Genomic DNA, 17,631 nt, shown 5'->3' with positions numbered 1-17,631 from the left:
GCAATGGGCTTTGAGTTGAACTTTCTGGACCTTGATCCGCCCGAATCGGATTTTGACACCGCGCAAACGGTTGTGTTTCCGGTGCCGTATGAGAGAACGGTGTCGTTTCGGGGCGGCTGCTCGCGGGGGCCCATGGCGATAATTGAAGCGTCCCGATCAATTGAACTTTATGACGGGGAACTCGGGCACAACCCGGCGGAAGGGGGTATCCACACCGCGCATGAGATTGAATGCGACATTGACCCGGCGCAGATGGTCAAAACCGTTAAAAAAAACTGCTTTGATTTGGCACGGGCGGGCAAATTCGTTCTCACACTCGGCGGCGAGCACTCCGTTACAGTCGGGGCTTTCGCCGCGCAAAAGGAGATTCATCCCGAAATTTCCGTTTTATCCATAGACGCCCATTGCGATCTCAGAGACAGTTATCAAGGCTCAAAATTCAGCCACGCGTGCGTTATGAGAAGAGTTTTGGACGCAGGCGCGGATGTTGTGATTGCGGGAGCAAGAAGTATGTCGGCGGAAGAAGCCGGGTTTGTGCGCGACAGAGGGGATTTGAGTATTTTTTCCGCAGACAGGATTTTAGATAAAAACCTTTTTCCGGACACGACCGCGCAAATTGTGGAAAAACTCGGGCACAAGGTTTATTTGAGCATAGACGTTGACGGACTTGACCCTTCAATTATGCCTTCTGTCGGAACGCCGGAGCCCGGGGGGCTGGGCTGGGCGGATGTTATGTCTTTGCTCCGCGCGGTGTTTGAGAGCCGCGAAGTGGTGGGAATGGACATCGTTGAACTCGCGCCAATTCCGGGCTTTGTCGCGCCCGATGTAACGGCGGCGAAAATAGCCTGTAAAGCGATTGGATACAAGTTCGGGACGGCGCGCCAATCTTGATAAGACTCGGGCTTGTGTGTTAAACTCCGCCTTCGCCAAAATCGGCGGCGTAGCTCAGAGGCAGAGCAGGGCTCTCATAAGGCCCCCGTCGGAGGTTCGAGTCCTCCCGCCGCCATGCAATCTCTAAAAAACTCGGGGGCTAACCCTGATCCTTTTTCTTGAAATCCAGAGACGCCGAGTTAATGCAGTACCTTGTTCCGGTGGTTTCGGACGGGCCGTCCGGAAAAACATGCCCCAGATGAGCGTCGCACTTTGAGCACATAACCTCCACCCGGCTCATTCCCAGAGAACTGTCCTGTTCGGCTTTGACCTTGTCTTGCTCCATCGGCTTGTCAAAACTGGGCCATCCCGTTCCGGAATCAAACTTTGAATCCGAATTAAAAAGCGGCTGTCCGCAACAGACGCAGACATACTGGCCTTTTTCTTTATGGTCATTGAATTTTCCCGTGAAGGGCTTTTCGGTTCCCTTTTGCCGGGCGACATGGAACTGCTCTTCGGTAAGTTCGGATTTCCATTCCTTGTCAGTTTTCTTTATTTTTCCGGTCATTGGTAAAACAGTAACAAACCGCACGGCAGTGTCAAAACTTGCGGTCGTTTTTGACGAAAAGATCTTTCGCCGCGCGTCCCTTTTCAAGCAGCCGGGCGAGCTCTTTTTTATCTCCGGCTTTCACCGAGCGTGCGATTTCGGAAATTGAGCGTGAAAACCCTTCGAGCGCTTCAAGAACGTTCTCCCTGTTCTCTATAAGTATGCCCGCCCACAGGTCCGGATCGCTCATTGCTATTCTGGTTGTGTCCTTCAATCCGCCTCCTGAAATGGAGAAAACATCCGTCCTCTCCGCCGGGGCGGTCGCGGCGACCGAAGATAGGGAATACGCGCAGGCGTGCGGAAGGTGGCTTATGAAAGCGAAAATCCGGTCGTGCTCACGGGCGGACATTTTCAAAATCTTCGCACCCGTTTTTTTCCACATATCCTCAACCTTGCTCAACGCGTCTCCCGAGCCGCCGGTGATTATCACGGGGTTTCCCTTGAAAATATTTTTTTGATGCCCCTCCGCACCCTGTTTTTCGCTTCCCGCAATCGGGTGCGCCGGAACAAAAAACACATCCGGCGGCAAAATACTCTCAACGCTTTTGGCAACGGATTCTTTAACGCTTCCAACATCCGTTACCACCGTGCCGGGGCGCGGAGTGGAAAAAAGCTCAGCCGCCGCGCCGCGCATGAGGTCAACCGGAACGGCAAGAACGCATATGTCGGTATCGGGCGGAACTTCCGCCGCATCCTTAAAGCCGCGGTCTATAAGACCTTTGGAGACGCAGTAACTAACGGCGCCGGAGTTTGTGTCCGCGCCCGTAATTTCATCCGCCGCGCCCGTTTCTTTCAGCGCCGCACACAGGGACGCGCCTATTTGCCCCAGCCCTATAACGGAGATTTTCATTTTCCCATTGCCTCACCCAGAGCGTTGATAAAAGCGGCGTTATGCTCCGCCGTGCCGACCGTAACCCGTATGTGATTTTCAAGCCCGTAAGCGGAAACGGGCCGCACTATAATCCCTTCGCGCAACAACTTTTCATAAATTCCCGCGGCGTCGCTCCCGACTCCCGCAAGAACAAAGTTTGCCTTTGAGTCCGTGCGCTCAACGCCCATTGAGTCAAGAGAGGAATGCAGATATTCAAGCCCTTCCAGGTTCACCTTGCGGGAAACGGCGCAATGCCGGGAATCTTCAAGGGCTGCGAGCGCGGCTGCTTGCGAAACAGAGTTGACATTGAACGGCTCTTTGGCGCGGTTCAAAAGAGCCGCCACGCGCCCGGACGCGATTGCGTAGCCGATTCGGGTTCCCGCAAGCCCGTAGATTTTTGAGAAAGTCCGGACGGTTATAAGCCCCTCCCTCTGCGAGTGGTAGCCAAGTGTGTCGGGATACTCCGGGTCGTCCACATACTCAAAATACGCCTCGTCAATCACAATAGCCACGTGTTCGGGAACCTTGCCGAGAAAATCCTCAAATTCCGCGCGCGAAAAAATTGTGCCGGTCGGGTTGTTTGGATTGGCAAGAAAAATGACCTTCGTTTCAGGAGTTATCCGCCGCACGAAATCTTTAAGGTCGTGATTCAGACCGGGCATAGGGGAAACAATCCCTTTTGCGCCGGCGCCGGCGGTAACGATGGGATAAACAACAAAGCCGTGAGCCCCGTAAATCGCCTCATCGCCGGGACCGAGAAAAACCTTCGCAATTAAATCAAGCACCTCGTTTGAGCCGTTGCCGACTGCAAGGTTCTGCGGCGTGACGCCGAGTTTTGCGGACAATCTCTCTTTGAGCCGTGAGCAGTCCCCGTCGGGATAGAGGTGTATTTGAGAAGAAAAAGAGTTCACCGCCTCAATCGCCATGGACGAGGGCCGAGAGGGTTTTCGTTTGACGCCATTTTGACGGCGTCTTTTATTCCCATCTCCTTTTCAACCTGCGCGGCGGTTTTGCCCGGAACATAGACCGGAAGACTCATTATGTTTTCTTTCGGAGTTATCATTACGAGTCCGCTCTGGTCTCATCGCCCGAAAAATAGCATCCGAGCACTTTGAAAGAGGAGCTTCCTGATTCAATTTCCCTTATAAGTTTATCGGTTTTCCGCTTGCCGAGACTTCCCTCCAAATCAACAAAGAACACGTATTCCCACGCCTTTTTACCGGACGGGCGGGACTCTATTCTTGTGAGGTTGACTCCGGCGGATGCGAGCGGGGAAAAGAGCGTTTTATGCAACGCGCCCGGCTTGTCTTTGATGGCGAACATTATGGATATTTTGTTTCCGGCACGCGGTTTTTGCGTGTCTGCGGTTTTTTCCACAACCACAAAACGCGTGGCGTTGAGCGGGGTGTCTTCCACGCTTTTTGCGGCGATGCGCAGTTTGTATATGGAGGCGGAATGAGCGCTTGAAATTGCGCCAACTGTTTTGTCTTTTGACGCCATCACGGCCGCTGCCGCGGTGCTTGAAGTTTCCACCGGACGCGCGGCCGGCAGTCTGGAGGCAATCCACTTTCTGCACTGTCCGAGAGCCTGCGGGTGTGAGGCGATTTTTTTCAAATCCTTCAAATTCCCGGTTTTGGACAAAAGAAGGTGGCTTATTTTCTCGTAGTGCTCACGGGTTATGTGAAAATCATTTTCGGCGATTATCTCAAGAACCCGCCCCACCGAGCCCTCGGTTGAGTTTTCTATCGGAACCGCGCCCATCTCAACCGAGCCGGTTGCCACGCTGTCAAAAACTTCCTCAATGGTTTTGCGCGGAACCATTTCAGAGGAGGAACCGAACATGTTTGAAGCCGCCTGGTGTGAAAAACTCCCTTTTGGACCGAGGTAGGAAACCCTGCCTTGTGATTGAAGGGTTCTGCATGAGCGGATTATCTGTCTGAAAATTGAAAGCGCGTCTCCGTCTGCCAGAGGCCCTTTGTTGAGATGAACAATTTTTTCTTCAACCTCTCTCTCCCTCTCCGGATCGTAAACGCTTTTTGCCAGCCGCTTTTTCTCTTCCATCACCTCAAACGCCACAGACGCCCTTTCGTTTATGGAGGCGACTATTTTGCGGTCAATGGAATCAATCCCGGCTCTGAGTCCGGAAAGTGTTTTTGAACCGCTTTTTCTGACTCTTTTTGTAGGCATTTTGGGAGTGCTGAACTTTGTTTATACCCCGTTAGTATGCGGGGTGAGACAAAAAGAGGCAAGAGAGATGTTTTTGCCCGCCGCCGGCGGGATATTAAACCGGGGTTCTGAAAACAGTTAGCACCTTAACCTCGGCGGCGCCGCCTGAAAGAAGTACGGTGGAGCACTCATCAACCGTTGAGCCGGTTGTGAAGATGTCATCAAAAAGCAGCACCTTTTTGTTTTCAACCGCCTTTTTTCCGGCGTCCGTGATGGCGAAAGTGCCGCGCACATTCGCTTTTCTGTCGCGGCTTTTTGAGAAGGACGCCTGTGAAGTTGTGTCCACCACTCTTTGGAGGGCGAAAGGTGCGTGCTCTTTTCCGAGGCGGGAAGTTACTTTTGAAGAAATCACCGCAGACTGATTGAATTCCCTCTCCCTGATTCTCCTCAAATGAAGAGGTACGGGAACAACAACCTCAAAATCACCGAAGTCTGAGGGGAAAAAATCAACAACAAGTGAAGAGAAGACGGGCCCCAGGGAGAAACGTCCGCCATATTTAAAATTTTTTGCCGCCCGCGCCGCGGGACCGGAAAACAGAACAATTGAGCGGGCTATGGAAAAATGCCTTTGTGAGGCTACGCAGGAACCGCACAGGGACTTGCTGTGGTTTTCCGCAAGCGGGTTGCCGCAAAGCGAGCATATGTCCGGCGGGGAGAGAAAAACGAAACCTTCCGCGCACGCGGGGCAGAGAAAACCGCTTAAATCCGGCGCACTTTCAGCTTCAGCCTTGAGGTTTTGTGGAAAAACGGAGTCGCAAACAACGCACGATTTGGGAAACAGCAAAGAGAGAATAAAACCGGAAAGATCCCGTGTGAACCCCATAAATTATTAGGAAACTACCGGCATCAATATACAAACAAAATCCGCGGAGCCGTTAAGGGTCAACACCCCCGGGGTGGTTCCGTCCCCGGAACGAAAATCAACCTCTTCGCCGTCAAGAAAGTTCAGAGAGTCGATAAGGAATTGAGGGTTGAAAGACGCTTTTATTTCATCTCCCCCGAACTTAACCGAAACCCTGTCAACCGCCTCTCCTTCATCCGTATCCCCGCTTGAAACGGAGAGTGTGGACGGGGCGAGGTTGATATCCACCCTTCCGGACTTTTCAGAAAAAATACTTACCCTTTTCACGGCGGAAAGCATGGTGTTTTTGTCAACAACCGCGGGTTCCAGAGCGGAAAAATCCGGCACAACCCTTTCGTATTCAGGAAACGGGGAGTCTATGGGATTTGAAATTACCGTTGTTTCTCCCGTGGTGCAAAAAACCATCTTGTTCTCAAAAAAGAAAGATGTTTCAGAATCTGATTCGGAATCCTTGATTGTTTTCACCACTTCACCAAGCGCTTTTTTTGACAATATAAATTTTTCAAAATCACCCGCGCCAACGATCTCTTTTTGAAAATAGGCAAGTCGGTGGCTGTCGGTGGCGACAAGTCTGATCTTTCCGTTAATTTTCTCAAAAAAGACACCGTTAAGGTTGCGCCTTAAAGAGTCATCCGCGGCAAAACTTAAAACCGACGGAAGTATGGTCGATACGGTTTGAGAGGAAATAGAGAAAACCGCTTGTGTTGAAGCAATGGGAATTTTTGGAAAGTTTTTTCCGGGAAGAAAAGGAAATTTAAAAACCCCGGATGAGGTTGTTATCTCCATCCAGTTATTTTTGTGGACACTGACGACCACCTCATCGTCCTCCATACTCCTTATTATTTCAAGAAATTTGCGCGCCGGAACAAGGATGTCAAAATCCGCTTCGGGAGTGTCTTCCGGGCTGAAGTAGCTGACTATTGTTGATTCAATATCTGTGGCCGCAACAAAACACTCTTTTTTCTTTCCAAAACTTCTCAAAAGTATGTTCTGCAGTATTTCGTTCGGGGATTCGGATTCTGTAAGTCCTGCGACCAACTGCAGTTTGTTGAGCAGGGGTTGCCTTTTGAATTTTATTTTCAATTGTTTTCCACCTTGTTTACGGGGTCTCTTCTATTATTGTCTTATATTATACATAAATATTAGTAGTCGTAGTAGTAGGGGGTGTTGATTAGTGGAAAACCCTTGGGATGTTTTTGCAACCCCTTATACATAAAAGAATTTTCCATGTGGAATGTTTATTGAAAACTGTGTTGAGGGGTTGTTTTTTATCCATATTAATTGTGGATAAAAAGTTTGGAAGCGCGTTTTTTCCACCTTTCCACAAACCTGTAAACATTCTTTCCACATGGTTTTCCACACAGTTTGTGGATTAAATTCTAAACCTGTCTTCTATCTCTTCAATGGCTTTTTTGGTGAGTTCATCGTTTTGTTTGATGCTCTCTTCTATTTTAGTCACCGCATGTATGACGGTTGAGTGATCTCTGTTGAACTCTTTTCCTATCAACGCATACTGAGCGTCTAAATGCTTTCTTATTAAATACATTGTGAGTTGCCGTGGGAACACAACCGCCCTTGCTCTGTTGGGTGAAACAAGATCCCCTTTTTCAAGACCAAAAACCCCCTCAACAATCTCTTTAATAAATTCAATGGAAAGATCTCCCTCAGTCCTTTGATGCCGCCCGTATGCGCCGTTCATTCCAACTCTGGCGGGGAGGGTCTCGTTGAGCACAATATGGGCCATTCTTATGTCTATGGTGGTGCCTTTAATTTGAGCCATTAATATCAATTTCTCAAGAACCCCCTCGAGCTCTCTGACGTTTCCTTTTACCTTCTCGGATATTGTCTCAACCACCCCGGGTGGAATCTCAGTTTTTCGCGCCTCGGCTTTTCTCTTGATTATGGCGGCCCGCGTTTCTATGTCGGGAGGCCTTATGTCCGCTATAAGCCCCCACATAAACCTCGATTTTATCCTCTCCACAAAACCCAACAGTCCCGGCTCTTTATCGCTTGTTACAACTATCTGCTTTCCGTTTTCGTGGAGGGTGTTGAAGGTGTGGAAAAATTCATTCAAAACATTTTCCTTGCCCTCAAGAAACTGTATATCGTCAATCATCAACAGGTCGCATCCCTGCCTGAGTTTTACCTGCAACTCGGACATCCTTCTTTTCGCTATGTATTGGATGACTATGTTTGTGAATTCTTCCGATGAAAGGCAGCAGATCTTCAGGTTTGGGTTTCTTGCGGCAAACTCATTGCCTATGGCGTTCATAAGGTGTGTTTTTCCAAGCCCGGAAGCCCCCCTGATAAACAACGGGTTGTGACGCCCCGGCTGTTTTGCCGCGGTTGTTCCGGCGACAAAAGCGAACTCATTGCTTTCACCCACAACGAAATTGTTGAAACTGTATTTTGAGTTCAGGTAGCCGAAAGAGACCTCTCTCCTCACATTTTTTTCGGGCGGTATCAAAACCTCTTCAGCCCTCTCGCCCTCCGGATTTTTTACCTCAACCCTTTTTATTCCGTAAAACTTGGTGAAATAGTCGGAAACCTCGGCCAGCGAACTCCCGACGTTATTTGTAAGACAGTGCATTCCCATATTGTCGGAAGGCATGATCTCAACAACACCTTCACTCTCATCAAAACCCGATATTTGCGAATTGGAAAACAGTTCAAGAACATCCTGGGAGACATTACCACCCTGTTTGACATGTCCCAGAAAACCCTGCCAGATTTGACTAAAATCTTCTCTTTGCATAACACCCGATGACAAGGAAATCTCCGCCACCTACACACTCATCAGAACGGGACCCTCACCACTACTACAGCCAATTTCACTCTAAACAGTAAAAACCCCTTCTGTCAAACAACTTCTTCAAACCCCTTTGTTTTGTTGTAAGATAGCACTCTATGACTTCAAACATTCAGAGTTGCGCCGTGCTCGGTGTGGACGGTTATGTAGTGGAAGTTGAGGTTGACATGAGCGCCGGGCTACCCGTTTTTACAACAGTCGGGTTGCCGGAAGGAGCCGTGAGGGAAAGCAAAGAGCGGGTGCGCTCAGCTATAAAAAACAGCGGCTTCAAAATCCCCCCGCGAAGAATCACGGTAAACCTCGCTCCCGCCAACATCAGAAAGGAGGGGTCTTCATTTGACCTGCCCATATCGGTTGGAATTCTGGCGTCTGCGGGTCTCATCGTGCCGGGCGTGAAACTGAAAGACTTTCTCATAATGGGCGAACTCTCGCTTGACGGCAGAGTGAAAAAAGTCGGAGGGGTTTTACCCATGGCGGTTTGCGCGAAAGAGAAAGGGCTCAAGGGAATCATAGTTCCCAAAGCCAATGCCGTTGAAGCCTCGCTTGTTTCCGGTTTGGAGGTCATCGCCGTGGAAACACTCGCCCAACTTGTGGGGCATATTGACGGAAAGAATGAAATCCCGCCGCAAATCTTTGATGCGGAAGCGCTCTCCTCAAAAGCGCAATACGGCGTTGATTTAAGTGAGGTCAAGGGTCAGTATCAGGCGAAGCGGGCGATTGAGATAGCCGCGAGCGGCGCGCACAACATTCTCATGGTCGGTCCGCCGGGTTCGGGCAAAACCCTTCTTGCCCGCAGGATTCCCACAATCCTTCCCGACATGCATTTCTCCGAAGCCATGGAAACCTCTAAAATCTACTCCGTTTCCGGCTTCCTTAAAGATAATCAGCCCTTCGTCACCGAGCGTCCGTTCCGCTCCCCTCACCACACCGTAAGCGACGCGGGTCTCATAGGCGGTGGCTCTGTTCCGCGCCCCGGCGAGATCAGTCTCGCTCACAACGGTGTTTTGTTTCTTGACGAGATGCCGGAGTTCAAAAGAACCGTGATTGAGGCGATGCGCCAGCCGCTTGAAGACGGCGAAGTGGTCATATCCCGCGCCGCTACAACGCTTACCTATCCGGCGAAGTTTATGCTTGTCGGCGCGATGAATCCCTGCCAGTGCGGGTATCTGGGCGATGCCGCAAAGCCGTGCTCCTGCCGTCCCGAACAAATAAGAAAATACCGGGCAAAGTTATCGGGACCCGTTCTTGACAGGTTTGACATGAACATAGAGGTTCCCGCCCTTAAATACCGCGAACTTTCGGATGAAAACACCGCCGAGAGGTCCGCCGCCGTGAAAGAAAGAGTCAATTCCGCGAGAAAGATCCAGAACGAAAGGTTCGGCGGCGCGGGCGTTTTCTCCAATTCTCAGATGTCACCCGAGATGCTGAAAAAATTCGCCCCGCTTTGCGATTCGTCAAAAAAAATTCTTGGAGGAGCCGTAGAAAAACTGGGGCTTTCGGCGCGCGCGTATGACAGAATAATCAAGGTCTCGCGGACAATAGCGGACCTTGAGGGCTCCGCCGTCATCATGCCCGAACACGTTGCCGAAGCGGTGCAATACAGGCGTCTTGACAGGTATTTTCATTAGCGCCCGATTGACAAACCGCGCCCGTTCTGAAACAATTTTCACGCGAAAATGAGCGAAGACACTGATCCTTCGGACGATACTGATTCTCCACACGAAAAAACCATTCCTGCGGATGAGGAGTTTATTGTCTCCCGGGCGCTGGAGCGGTTCGCCTCAGAAGAGCCCGGCGGGCGCTTTGTTGTGGGTCCCGGCGATGACGCCGCCGTGATTGACTGCGGCGCGGACGAGTTTGTTGTGGACAGTTGCGACTGCGTGGTTGAGGGCGTTCATTTCAGAAAACAGTGGCTTGCGTTGCCCGAATTCGGCGCCCGCGCGGTTGGTTCAAGAGCGATTTTGTGCGCCGCGAGCGACATTGCGGCGATGGGCGCGTCTCCGAGATCGGTTCTCGTGAGCGCGGGGATAACTCACGGTACCGATTCCAAAGCCGTTGATGAGCTTTTGCAAGGCGTTGAGAACGCCTGCGAAGAGGTCGGCGCGGCGGTCGCGGGCGGCAACACATCGTCCGCGCCCTTTATGTTTCTTGACATAAAAGTCAGCGGCGAAACCTCGGGGCGCAGGTTCGTGCGCAACAGGGGCGTGAAAAGCGGAGACGCCGTTTTCGTTACGGGGCGGCTTGGCGGCGCGGACGCGGCGGTGAAAATTCTTGACGGTCTCACAACCGGCGCTCACTCCGCCACGGGCGAGCGCGGGGTTCTTGAGTGGTTCCGTTTTCCCTCTCCGAGAATAGACACGGGTCTGGCGCTTGCCGGTCTGGCATCGGCGATGACGGATATAAGCGACGGGCTTATCGCCGATTTGGGGCGGGTGGTTTCGCTGTCCGGTTGCGGAGCGCGCCTGTCACTTGAAAAGATTCCCGTCCACCCGGCATCGGCCGGAGGCGCGCGCGAGGCCGCGACCACAGGGGGCGACTACGAACTTGTGTTCGCCGCATCAGCAGGCCGCGCGGATGAAATCGCGGGCGTTTCAAAGAAAACCGGAGTGGATATAACGCAAATAGGGAGCGTGGACGGCGGCGGGTCTTTACGCGTTTTTGACGGAGAAACGGAAATTCCCGCTTCGGAGTTCGGTCCGGGCGGCTACGTCCACAACAAGAAAAATGGGTGAGATTCTGATAGGCATACTGATAGCCATCGCGCTTCTGGGCGCTTCGGCGTTTTTCTGTTTCTCCGAGGGCGCGCTTTTTTCGCTCGGAAGACACCAGAGAGAGAGAATAAAAAATGAGGGCGGAGGAAAAGCCGAACTCATAGAGAGTCTTCTCAAAAAACCCGGAGACCTCATCGTTACGGTTCTTTTCGCGGACGAGGCGGTGAACATCGCGTATTCGGCCGTGGTTGCCATTATGGTCGCGAGTCTGATGAGCTCGTTCTCAACCGAAACGGTAACCTTTGTGTCGCTTGCGGTCGCTTCTCCGCTTCTTTTAATATTTGGCGAGACGGTTCCCAAAACCCTTGCCGTGCGCTTTCCTTCTCCCATCGCCAAAGCGGTCGCGCGGCCGCTCAATGACTTTCACAACGCCATAACCCCCCTGCGCTGGCTCATAATAAAGTTTTCAAAGATTTTCATTCCGCACAGAGACGGAGACGGCGAGGCGACCGAGGGGCTGGCTCAGGAATTCAGCGAGGAGGACATAGAAACCCTTGTGCTGATGGGCAGGGAGGAGGGAGTTGTGAACGAGATTGAGAGCCGCCTCGCAGACCGTCTTTTCCGTCTGCGCGACACTTCGGCGCGCCAGATAATGACGCCCAATGTGAACTGCCTGACCCTCAGCGATTCGCTCTCCGTTGAGCAGGTTGTCTATGAAATCAAAAAGGCGGGATATTCAAGAATTCCGCTTTATTCGGACGACAAAAACGACATCACGGGCGTTATCTTCGCCAAAGACCTTTTGCTCAAATCTCCGGACGGCGATTCTCTGAAAAACCATCTCCACCCCCCCTACTTCATACCCGGAAGCAAAGACGCGTTTGATCTTTTCAGGGAATTCCGGCGGCGCAGAATTCACATGGCAATCGTGGTTGACGAATACGGCAGGTTTGACGGGCTTGTAACGATGGAGGACATCCTTGAGGAGATTGTCGGCGAAATAGAGGACGAAAGGAGCGTTGGCAGAGACCAGCCCGCGACGGAATGGGACGGGGGAAAACTGATTGTGCCGGGCAGTTACAGAGTTGACGAATTCAATGACATTATGCTTTTCCCGCTCATTAAGTTCGTTGGAATTGAGCATTTTTCGCAAGCCCTTTGCGATTCCGCGATTCCGCAGAGTGCGAGCGAAGGCGAGACGCTCGCCGGTTTTGTTTTCAGCAAATTCGGCGCGCTTCCGTCCGAAGGGCAGAGCATATCGCACGGAAGTCTTGAGTTCACGGTTACGAAAATATCGGGAAAGAGAATCAGCGAAGTAACGGTTGAGGCACGCAGCACGCACTCCGGCGCGGAGGAAGAAAAAGATGAGTCTTGAAACCACAATAGCGGCGGTTGTTTTATGCCTTGTTATTCAGGCATTTTTCGCGGGCTCGGAAATCGCCCTCATATCGTGCGACAAAATACGTATAAGAATGCTCAGCGGCAGAGGTTCGCGCTCGGCGCGCCTTGTGCTTGAATCCCATTCCGAAGTGGAGAGATTTCTCGGAACAACGCTTGCGGGAATAAACCTTTCGCTTATAACGAGCACCATACTTTTGACCTTTTATATGGAAAGCCGTTTCGGCGCCGGAGAGTTTTATGCGGTCGCGATACTTTCCCCTCTTGTGGTGGTTTTTGGGCAGGTGGTTCCAAAATCAATCTTCCGCAGAAGCAGCGACTCAATGATTCTGTGGGCGATATATCCCCTGTGGGTGGCAACGCGGCTGTTCTATCCGCTCACATGGGTTGTCAATTTTTTCACGCGTCAAGCCCTGCGCTTTGCCGGGCACCGCTCTTCAATTACAAGGGAGGAGATTATGGACGCCATCAAAGCCCACGCGCGGGGAGGCACGGATTCAGGCAAACGGCGGATGCTCAGCAGGGTGTTTTCATTCTCCGAGGTCAGGGTCTCCGATGTTATGGTTCCGCTCTCTTCGGTGAAAGTTCTTTCCGAGTCCGCGACCCTGTCCAAAGCCGCGGAGGTGGTCAGGGAAACGGGATACACGAGGATACCAATTTACAGCGGCAGGGTGGACAAAATAACCGGCGTTCTTCACTCGTTCTTTCTTCTGGGCGGCGATGAGAACGGCTCTCAAAAACCCGTCGGGCAATATGCGAGTCCGGCTTTTTATGTTCCGGGACGCAGGCCCATCAACGATCTCCTTGAAGAGATGAAGGCGGGCGCCTCAATGGCAATTGTTGTTGACGAATACGGAGGCGCGGTCGGAATCGTAACTCTGGAAGACATACTTGAAGAGATAGTGGGCGAGATAGAGGACGAGCACGACAAGGGCAAAAACCTCTGGACGCGGACGGGCACGCACGAATACCTGGTTTTTCCGCATATCAGCATTGAGCGCGTCAACGAAGACCTCGGCACGCGCATACCGGAGAGCAAAAACTACGAAACGCTCGGCGGCTTTCTGCTTTTCAAATTCGGGCGCATACCCGCGCGCGGTGAAACAGTTGAGTCAAGCGGGGCGATTTTCACGGTTGAGTCGTCCACTCCGCGCTCAATCCAGCGGGTGAAAGTTGTAACAACGGGTTGATATTGGCGGTTTTCCATATAATAATTGCGTTGATTTTTGTAACGGGGATGTAGCTCAGTCTGGGAGAGCGCTGCCTTCGCAAGGCAGAGGTCGGGGGTTCGATTCCCCTCATCTCCATTAAGCAAAAGAGTTTGATTTTCACAATCCGCGCGTATAGAATCAGGGTCTGTTTCAGGCGGATTTTAAATGAGAATCTTCTTGCTTTTAGCGACATTTTTTTCACTCGGCACCTCAAATGTTTTCGCGCATCACCCGTGGGAAGGCGCGGTTCTTACACATTGGTATCAGGGCTTGCTTTCGGGCGTTGCACACCCCGCGCTCGGGCTTGACCACCTTGCGCTTCTTGCCGCGGTCGCGGTTTTTTGTGCCATATGCTTCGGAAGCAAAAAGGCGCTTTTGGCTTTTGTCCCGGCCACCATAGCGGGCGTTTTCGCACACCTGTTTCTGTCTGGGAACGGCTTTGAGATTCCGTTTTATGAAACTGCGGTCGCCGTGTCAGTTGCGCTCGCGGGGGTTGCCATTTTCACGGGCGCGGTTTCAAACTCGTTTGCCGCCGTTCTTTGCGCCGTTTTCGGGTTGTTTCACGGCTACGCCTACGGCGGCGGGATAGTCGGCTCTGAAACATCCCCGCTTGTTTTCTACCTCATCGGTCTCGCGGTTGTTCAAACCGCGCTTGTTGCCGCCATGGCGTTTTTATTCCCGAAACTTTCCCATTCTTTCCGCATCCCGCGAACCGGATTTTCAAAAGCCGCCGGGTTTGTTCTATTCGTTACGGGCGCGGTCATTTCAATCGCTTCGGTCCCTCTCTAGAGCCGCTTTTTGATAAAGGTGGTAATTTCAATATAATTTCCCTTCTATGAACGACTCAAGCACACCAATGCTTGAACAGTATAAAAGCATCAAAAGCCGCCACAATGACTCCATACTTTTTTTTCGGCTCGGCGATTTTTACGAGATGTTTTTTGAGGATGCTGTTTCCGCTTCGGAAATTCTCGGTATAACCCTCACTGCGCGTAACAAAAAATCCGACTCGCCCATTCCCTTCTGCGGCGTTCCGTTTCACAGCGCGGAGGGATATGTGTCAAAACTGCTTGAATTCGGGCTCAAAGTCGCCATATGCGAGCAGGTTGAAGACAGCAAATCCGGCAAACTTGTGAAAAGGCGGGTCGTCAAAGTTCTCACTCCGGGCACACTTATGGGCGATGAAAGCCTTGATTCAAAAACAAACAACTACATAGCGTCATTGGGTTCGGACTCTTCGGGCTATCATCTGGCGCACTGCGATATTTCAACCGGGGATTTCGCCGTCTGCTCGCTCGAAACCGAAGCCGAAGCCCGCTCGGAACTTCTCAAACTTATGCCGTCGGAAGTCGTCATTGCGGCGGAAAACGGCTTGTGCGCCGCAGAGCCGGATGTTTCATGGAACCCGCTTTTCACCGTCAGGCAGGACCTGTTTGTTTCAAGCGAGCCGGGCTCAACGGTTATGAAACACTTCGGGGTTTCGTCTCTCATGGCGTGCGGATTTGACGAAACCTCAGGAGCGGCCCTTGCCTGCTCCGCGTTGCTTGAATACATGCGCGAAACCCAGATGGATTATATGCCGGCGATAAAACTGCCGGTTTTATACGGCTTGTCCTCCTGCGTTCAGATTGACGAATCCACAAGAAAAAACCTTGAACTCGTGAAGTCCATGACTTCCGAAAACGGACCCACGCTCATCAAAACCATTGACTTTACGCTGACCCCGATGGGCGGGCGGCTTTTGAGAAAATGGATTGACTACCCGCTCACGCAAACCGGCGAAATTGAAAGCCGCCTTGACGCGGTTGAAAACCTTTGCGCCGACCCTGATTTAACGGATTCAATCCGAACCGAACTCAAAGGTGTGAACGACATTGAGCGGCTAATTGGCAGAATCTCAACACCGTCTTCAAGGCCCAGAGACATGACCGCGCTAAAGGATTCGCTTTTGCGGGCGGCGGAGTTGAAGCGGATTGTGCCGCGCGCGTCCGCGCCGCTTCTTTCCCGCGCCGCGGAAGGAATAGACGGGTTTGACTCCGTAACCGGGCGCATAACCGCAACAATTTCCGATGAGCCGCCCGCCACCTTTGCCGAAGGCGGAGTCATAAAAGACGGGTGCGATCCCGCCCTTGACGAATTCAGGCGTCTGCGGCAGGAAGGCAGAAACTGGATATCGCGCTTTGAGCAGCAGCAGAGGGAAAAAACCGGAATTTCCTCTTTGAAGGTCGGATACAACAGAGTGTTCGGCTACTATGTTGAAGTTAAAAAAACAAACATTGACAAGGTTCCGCCCGAATACGTCAGAAAACAGACGCTTTCCTCCGGCGAAAGATTCACAACCCCCGAACTTTCCGAATGGGAGGAAAAAATCAAAACCGCCGAAGACGAGATGCTGCGCCTTGAAAGAGAGATATTTGAAAATTTGAGGCGCGAGGTCTCGTCGGTCGCAGACAAAGTCAGAGAGAGTGCGCGGCTGATTGCCGTTTTTGATGTGCTGTCGTGTTTTTGTGAAGCCGCCGTGCGCAACGGATATACAAGGCCCGTCATAAACGGCGGCGGCGGAATAGATATTACGGGCGGACGGCATCCGGTTGTGGAGCAGATACAGGGGCCGTCCGCATTTGTCGCGAACGATGTCAAAATGGATGACGGTGAAAACAGATTTCTGCTTATCACCGGACCCAACATGGCGGGAAAATCCACCCTCATAAGACAGGTCGCGCTCACAGTTTTGATGGCTCAAATAGGAAGTTTTGTTCCGTGTTCAAAAGCGGTTGTGGGAATTACGGACAAAATTTTCACCCGCGTGGGCGCATCCGACAATCTTGCCAGAGGGCTTTCAACCTTTATGTCGGAGATGGTTGAAACCGCCTACATAATGCGAAACTGCACCCCGCGCAGTCTTGTGATTTTAGATGAAATCGGACGCGGCACGGGCACCTTTGACGGAATGAGCATCGCGTGGGCGGTCGCCGAGCATCTGCATAAAATCGGCGCGAGGTCTCTTTTCGCCACGCACTATCACGAACTCGCCAGCCTCTCCGCATCAAATCCGGGCGTCAAAAACTACAATGTCGCGGTCAAGAAAAGCGGAGGGGAGATTGTTTTTCTCAAAAAACTCGTCCCCGGTTCATCAAGCCACAGTTATGGAATTCAGGTTGCCGCGCTCGCGGGCGTTCCGGAACCGGTTCTCGCTTCCGCACGTAAAATACTTTCCTCGCTTGAAGGCATGCGCTCAAAAATGACCGAACTTATGGGCGCGGAGCAGATGACGCTTTTTCCCAATCTTGAGCCCGAACCGCCCGCTGAAAAGGACGCACTCGGTTCCATCGCCGAAGACCTCTCCCGCATAGACACGATGAACCTCACGCCCTCCGAAGCGATAAAGACCATTGAGGAATTGAAAAAGAAACTTGAAACTTATTGACGAAATAGCGCGCGCGGCAACGCGGCTTGTGAAGAAACCCGCGAAGACCGACCGTGGCGAGCAGATGGCGGCCGATTTTCTCAAAGAAAAAGGGTTTTTAATTCTTGAAAGAAACTTCCGGTGCAGACGGGGGGAAATAGACATTGTTTGCTCTGACGGCGGCACTTTGTGCTTTGTTGAAGTCAAGTCGCGCTCAAACTTCGCACACGGATTTCCCGAAGAGTTTGTTGACCGGCGAAAGAGAAAAAAGATTACAATTGCCGCGTCCGAATACATCAAAAAAAATCGCGTTGAATCAAAACCGATGCGTTTTGACGTTGTCGCGGTGGATCTTTCAAAAGGCGGTGTGAAACTTCTGGAAGGGGCTTTTGAGGCGGAATTTTAGGGTCTAAAAAGTCCTTGACATTTAACCGGAGGGTCTTTACTATATGGATGTAAGTTAGGGTGTTTCCTTAACTTCTCCTCCTCCTGATTTAGGAAAAGCCGCGCGGGTATCGCGCGGCTTTTCCTTTTCTGTCCCGCCGTTTTATTCCCGCTTGTTTTTGTATCCCGACATCTCGGAAAGCTGTTCAAGCGTCTTTGCCCCCCTGTAAAAGGAGCCGTTTATTTCCCATGTTGGATACGCCCGTATGTTCTTTT

16 protein-coding genes and 2 tRNA genes are annotated in these 17,631 nt (G+C 51.7%); 10 read left to right on the top strand and 8 right to left on the bottom strand.

Annotation, left to right across the window (positions count from 1 at the left end; translation table 11 throughout):
• Positions 1-3 precede the first annotated feature (3 nt).
• Positions 4-891 carry an agmatinase gene (speB, locus tag ACY430_RS01870; RefSeq protein WP_462137211.1) on the top strand — a complete coding sequence of 296 codons (888 nt, stop codon included), beginning with the start codon at positions 4-6 and terminating at the stop codon, positions 889-891.
• A gap of 43 nt (positions 892-934) precedes the next feature.
• Positions 935-1,006 (top strand) — tRNA-Met (locus tag ACY430_RS01865).
• A 24-nt stretch (positions 1,007-1,030) separates the two neighbouring features.
• On the opposite strand, the gene msrB is transcribed toward ACY430_RS01865, so the two are convergent.
• The 8 genes from msrB to dnaA all read right to left on the bottom strand — a co-directional run bounded on the left by msrB (position 1,031) and on the right by dnaA (position 8,221).
• Complete coding sequence (gene msrB, locus ACY430_RS01860; RefSeq protein WP_462137210.1) at positions 1,031-1,438, bottom strand: peptide-methionine (R)-S-oxide reductase MsrB; 408 nt, start codon at positions 1,436-1,438, stop codon at positions 1,031-1,033.
• A 31-nt stretch (positions 1,439-1,469) separates the two neighbouring features.
• Entirely contained in the window at positions 1,470-2,327 is an 858-nt protein-coding gene (locus tag ACY430_RS01855) for a prephenate dehydrogenase (protein ID WP_462137209.1), read from the bottom strand.
• Positions 2,324-3,274, bottom strand: a complete 951-nt coding sequence (hisC, locus tag ACY430_RS01850) for a histidinol-phosphate transaminase (RefSeq protein ID WP_462137208.1) — start codon at positions 3,272-3,274, stop codon at positions 2,324-2,326. The genes ACY430_RS01855 and hisC overlap by 4 nt, the downstream gene beginning before the upstream one ends.
• Entirely contained in the window at positions 3,256-3,411 is a 156-nt protein-coding gene (locus ACY430_RS01845; protein ID WP_462137207.1) for a hypothetical protein, read from the bottom strand. The genes hisC and ACY430_RS01845 overlap by 19 nt, the downstream gene beginning before the upstream one ends.
• Positions 3,411-4,535 (bottom strand): prephenate dehydratase, encoded by a 1,125-nt coding sequence (gene pheA, locus ACY430_RS01840; protein ID WP_462137206.1) that lies wholly within the window; start codon positions 4,533-4,535, stop codon positions 3,411-3,413. Before pheA ends, ACY430_RS01845 begins: the two co-directional genes overlap by 1 nt.
• Positions 4,536-4,629: 94 nt before the next feature.
• Positions 4,630-5,397: a double zinc ribbon domain-containing protein gene (locus ACY430_RS01835; protein WP_462137205.1), complete on the bottom strand. Its 768-nt coding sequence runs from the start codon at positions 5,395-5,397 to the stop codon at positions 4,630-4,632.
• A 6-nt stretch (positions 5,398-5,403) separates the two neighbouring features.
• Positions 5,404-6,519: a DNA polymerase III subunit beta gene (gene dnaN, locus ACY430_RS01830; RefSeq protein ID WP_462137204.1), complete on the bottom strand. Its 1,116-nt coding sequence runs from the start codon at positions 6,517-6,519 to the stop codon at positions 5,404-5,406.
• A 289-nt stretch (positions 6,520-6,808) separates the two neighbouring features.
• The gene (dnaA, locus tag ACY430_RS01825) at positions 6,809-8,221 is read right to left on the bottom strand and encodes a chromosomal replication initiator protein DnaA (RefSeq protein WP_462137203.1); all 1,413 of its coding nucleotides are present in this window, start codon (positions 8,219-8,221) and stop codon (positions 6,809-6,811) included.
• Between the two features lie 122 nt (positions 8,222-8,343).
• On the opposite strand from dnaA, the gene ACY430_RS01820 reads away from it, so the two are divergent.
• From ACY430_RS01820 to ACY430_RS01785, 8 genes are all read left to right on the top strand, one after another.
• On the top strand, positions 8,344-9,873 hold the full coding sequence (locus tag ACY430_RS01820; RefSeq protein WP_462137202.1) for a YifB family Mg chelatase-like AAA ATPase: 1,530 nt from the start codon (positions 8,344-8,346) through the stop codon (positions 9,871-9,873).
• A 48-nt stretch (positions 9,874-9,921) separates the two neighbouring features.
• A complete protein-coding gene (gene thiL, locus ACY430_RS01815) occupies positions 9,922-10,977 on the top strand; it encodes a thiamine-phosphate kinase (protein ID WP_462137201.1) in 1,056 nt (351 codons plus the stop codon).
• Positions 10,970-12,331: a hemolysin family protein gene (locus tag ACY430_RS01810; RefSeq protein ID WP_462137200.1), complete on the top strand. Its 1,362-nt coding sequence runs from the start codon at positions 10,970-10,972 to the stop codon at positions 12,329-12,331. The genes thiL and ACY430_RS01810 overlap by 8 nt, the downstream gene beginning before the upstream one ends.
• Positions 12,321-13,544: a hemolysin family protein gene (locus ACY430_RS01805; protein ID WP_462137199.1), complete on the top strand. Its 1,224-nt coding sequence runs from the start codon at positions 12,321-12,323 to the stop codon at positions 13,542-13,544. The genes ACY430_RS01810 and ACY430_RS01805 overlap by 11 nt, the downstream gene beginning before the upstream one ends.
• A gap of 43 nt (positions 13,545-13,587) precedes the next feature.
• Positions 13,588-13,661 (top strand) — tRNA-Ala (locus tag ACY430_RS01800).
• Between the two features lie 69 nt (positions 13,662-13,730).
• Positions 13,731-14,354, top strand: a complete 624-nt coding sequence (locus tag ACY430_RS01795; RefSeq protein ID WP_462137198.1) for a HupE/UreJ family protein — start codon at positions 13,731-13,733, stop codon at positions 14,352-14,354.
• Positions 14,355-14,400: 46 nt separating this feature from the next.
• The gene (gene mutS / locus ACY430_RS01790; protein WP_462137197.1) at positions 14,401-16,992 is read left to right on the top strand and encodes a DNA mismatch repair protein MutS; all 2,592 of its coding nucleotides are present in this window, start codon (positions 14,401-14,403) and stop codon (positions 16,990-16,992) included.
• Positions 16,979-17,377, top strand: coding sequence for a YraN family protein (locus ACY430_RS01785; protein WP_462137196.1), 399 nt, complete (start codon positions 16,979-16,981; stop codon positions 17,375-17,377). Before mutS ends, ACY430_RS01785 begins: the two co-directional genes overlap by 14 nt.
• Positions 17,378-17,631: the final 254 nt, after the last annotated feature.

The organism is Candidatus Mycalebacterium sp. (genome assembly GCF_977828045.1).
Note: the sequence above shows the minus strand (reverse complement) of the source record. Positions and strands in the feature narration are given on the sequence as shown.

What these genes read in the sequence shown, in the direction of transcription:
- speB (WP_462137211.1), top strand. Translation starts at nt 4, where the DNA reads ATGGGCTTTGAGTTGAACTTTCTGGACCTTGATCCGCCCGAATCGGAT.
- msrB (WP_462137210.1), bottom strand. Translation starts at nt 1,438, where the DNA reads ATGACCGGAAAAATAAAGAAAACTGACAAGGAATGGAAATCCGAACTT.
- ACY430_RS01855 (WP_462137209.1), bottom strand. Translation starts at nt 2,327, where the DNA reads ATGAAAATCTCCGTTATAGGGCTGGGGCAAATAGGCGCGTCCCTGTGT.
- hisC (WP_462137208.1), bottom strand. Translation starts at nt 3,274, where the DNA reads ATGGCGATTGAGGCGGTGAACTCTTTTTCTTCTCAAATACACCTCTAT.
- ACY430_RS01845 (WP_462137207.1), bottom strand. Translation starts at nt 3,411, where the DNA reads ATGATAACTCCGAAAGAAAACATAATGAGTCTTCCGGTCTATGTTCCG.
- pheA (WP_462137206.1), bottom strand. Translation starts at nt 4,535, where the DNA reads ATGCCTACAAAAAGAGTCAGAAAAAGCGGTTCAAAAACACTTTCCGGA.
- ACY430_RS01835 (WP_462137205.1), bottom strand. Translation starts at nt 5,397, where the DNA reads ATGGGGTTCACACGGGATCTTTCCGGTTTTATTCTCTCTTTGCTGTTT.
- ACY430_RS01820 (WP_462137202.1), top strand. Translation starts at nt 8,344, where the DNA reads ATGACTTCAAACATTCAGAGTTGCGCCGTGCTCGGTGTGGACGGTTAT.
- thiL (WP_462137201.1), top strand. Translation starts at nt 9,922, where the DNA reads ATGAGCGAAGACACTGATCCTTCGGACGATACTGATTCTCCACACGAA.
- ACY430_RS01810 (WP_462137200.1), top strand. Translation starts at nt 10,970, where the DNA reads ATGGGTGAGATTCTGATAGGCATACTGATAGCCATCGCGCTTCTGGGC.
- ACY430_RS01805 (WP_462137199.1), top strand. Translation starts at nt 12,321, where the DNA reads ATGAGTCTTGAAACCACAATAGCGGCGGTTGTTTTATGCCTTGTTATT.
- ACY430_RS01795 (WP_462137198.1), top strand. Translation starts at nt 13,731, where the DNA reads ATGAGAATCTTCTTGCTTTTAGCGACATTTTTTTCACTCGGCACCTCA.
- mutS (WP_462137197.1), top strand. Translation starts at nt 14,401, where the DNA reads ATGAACGACTCAAGCACACCAATGCTTGAACAGTATAAAAGCATCAAA.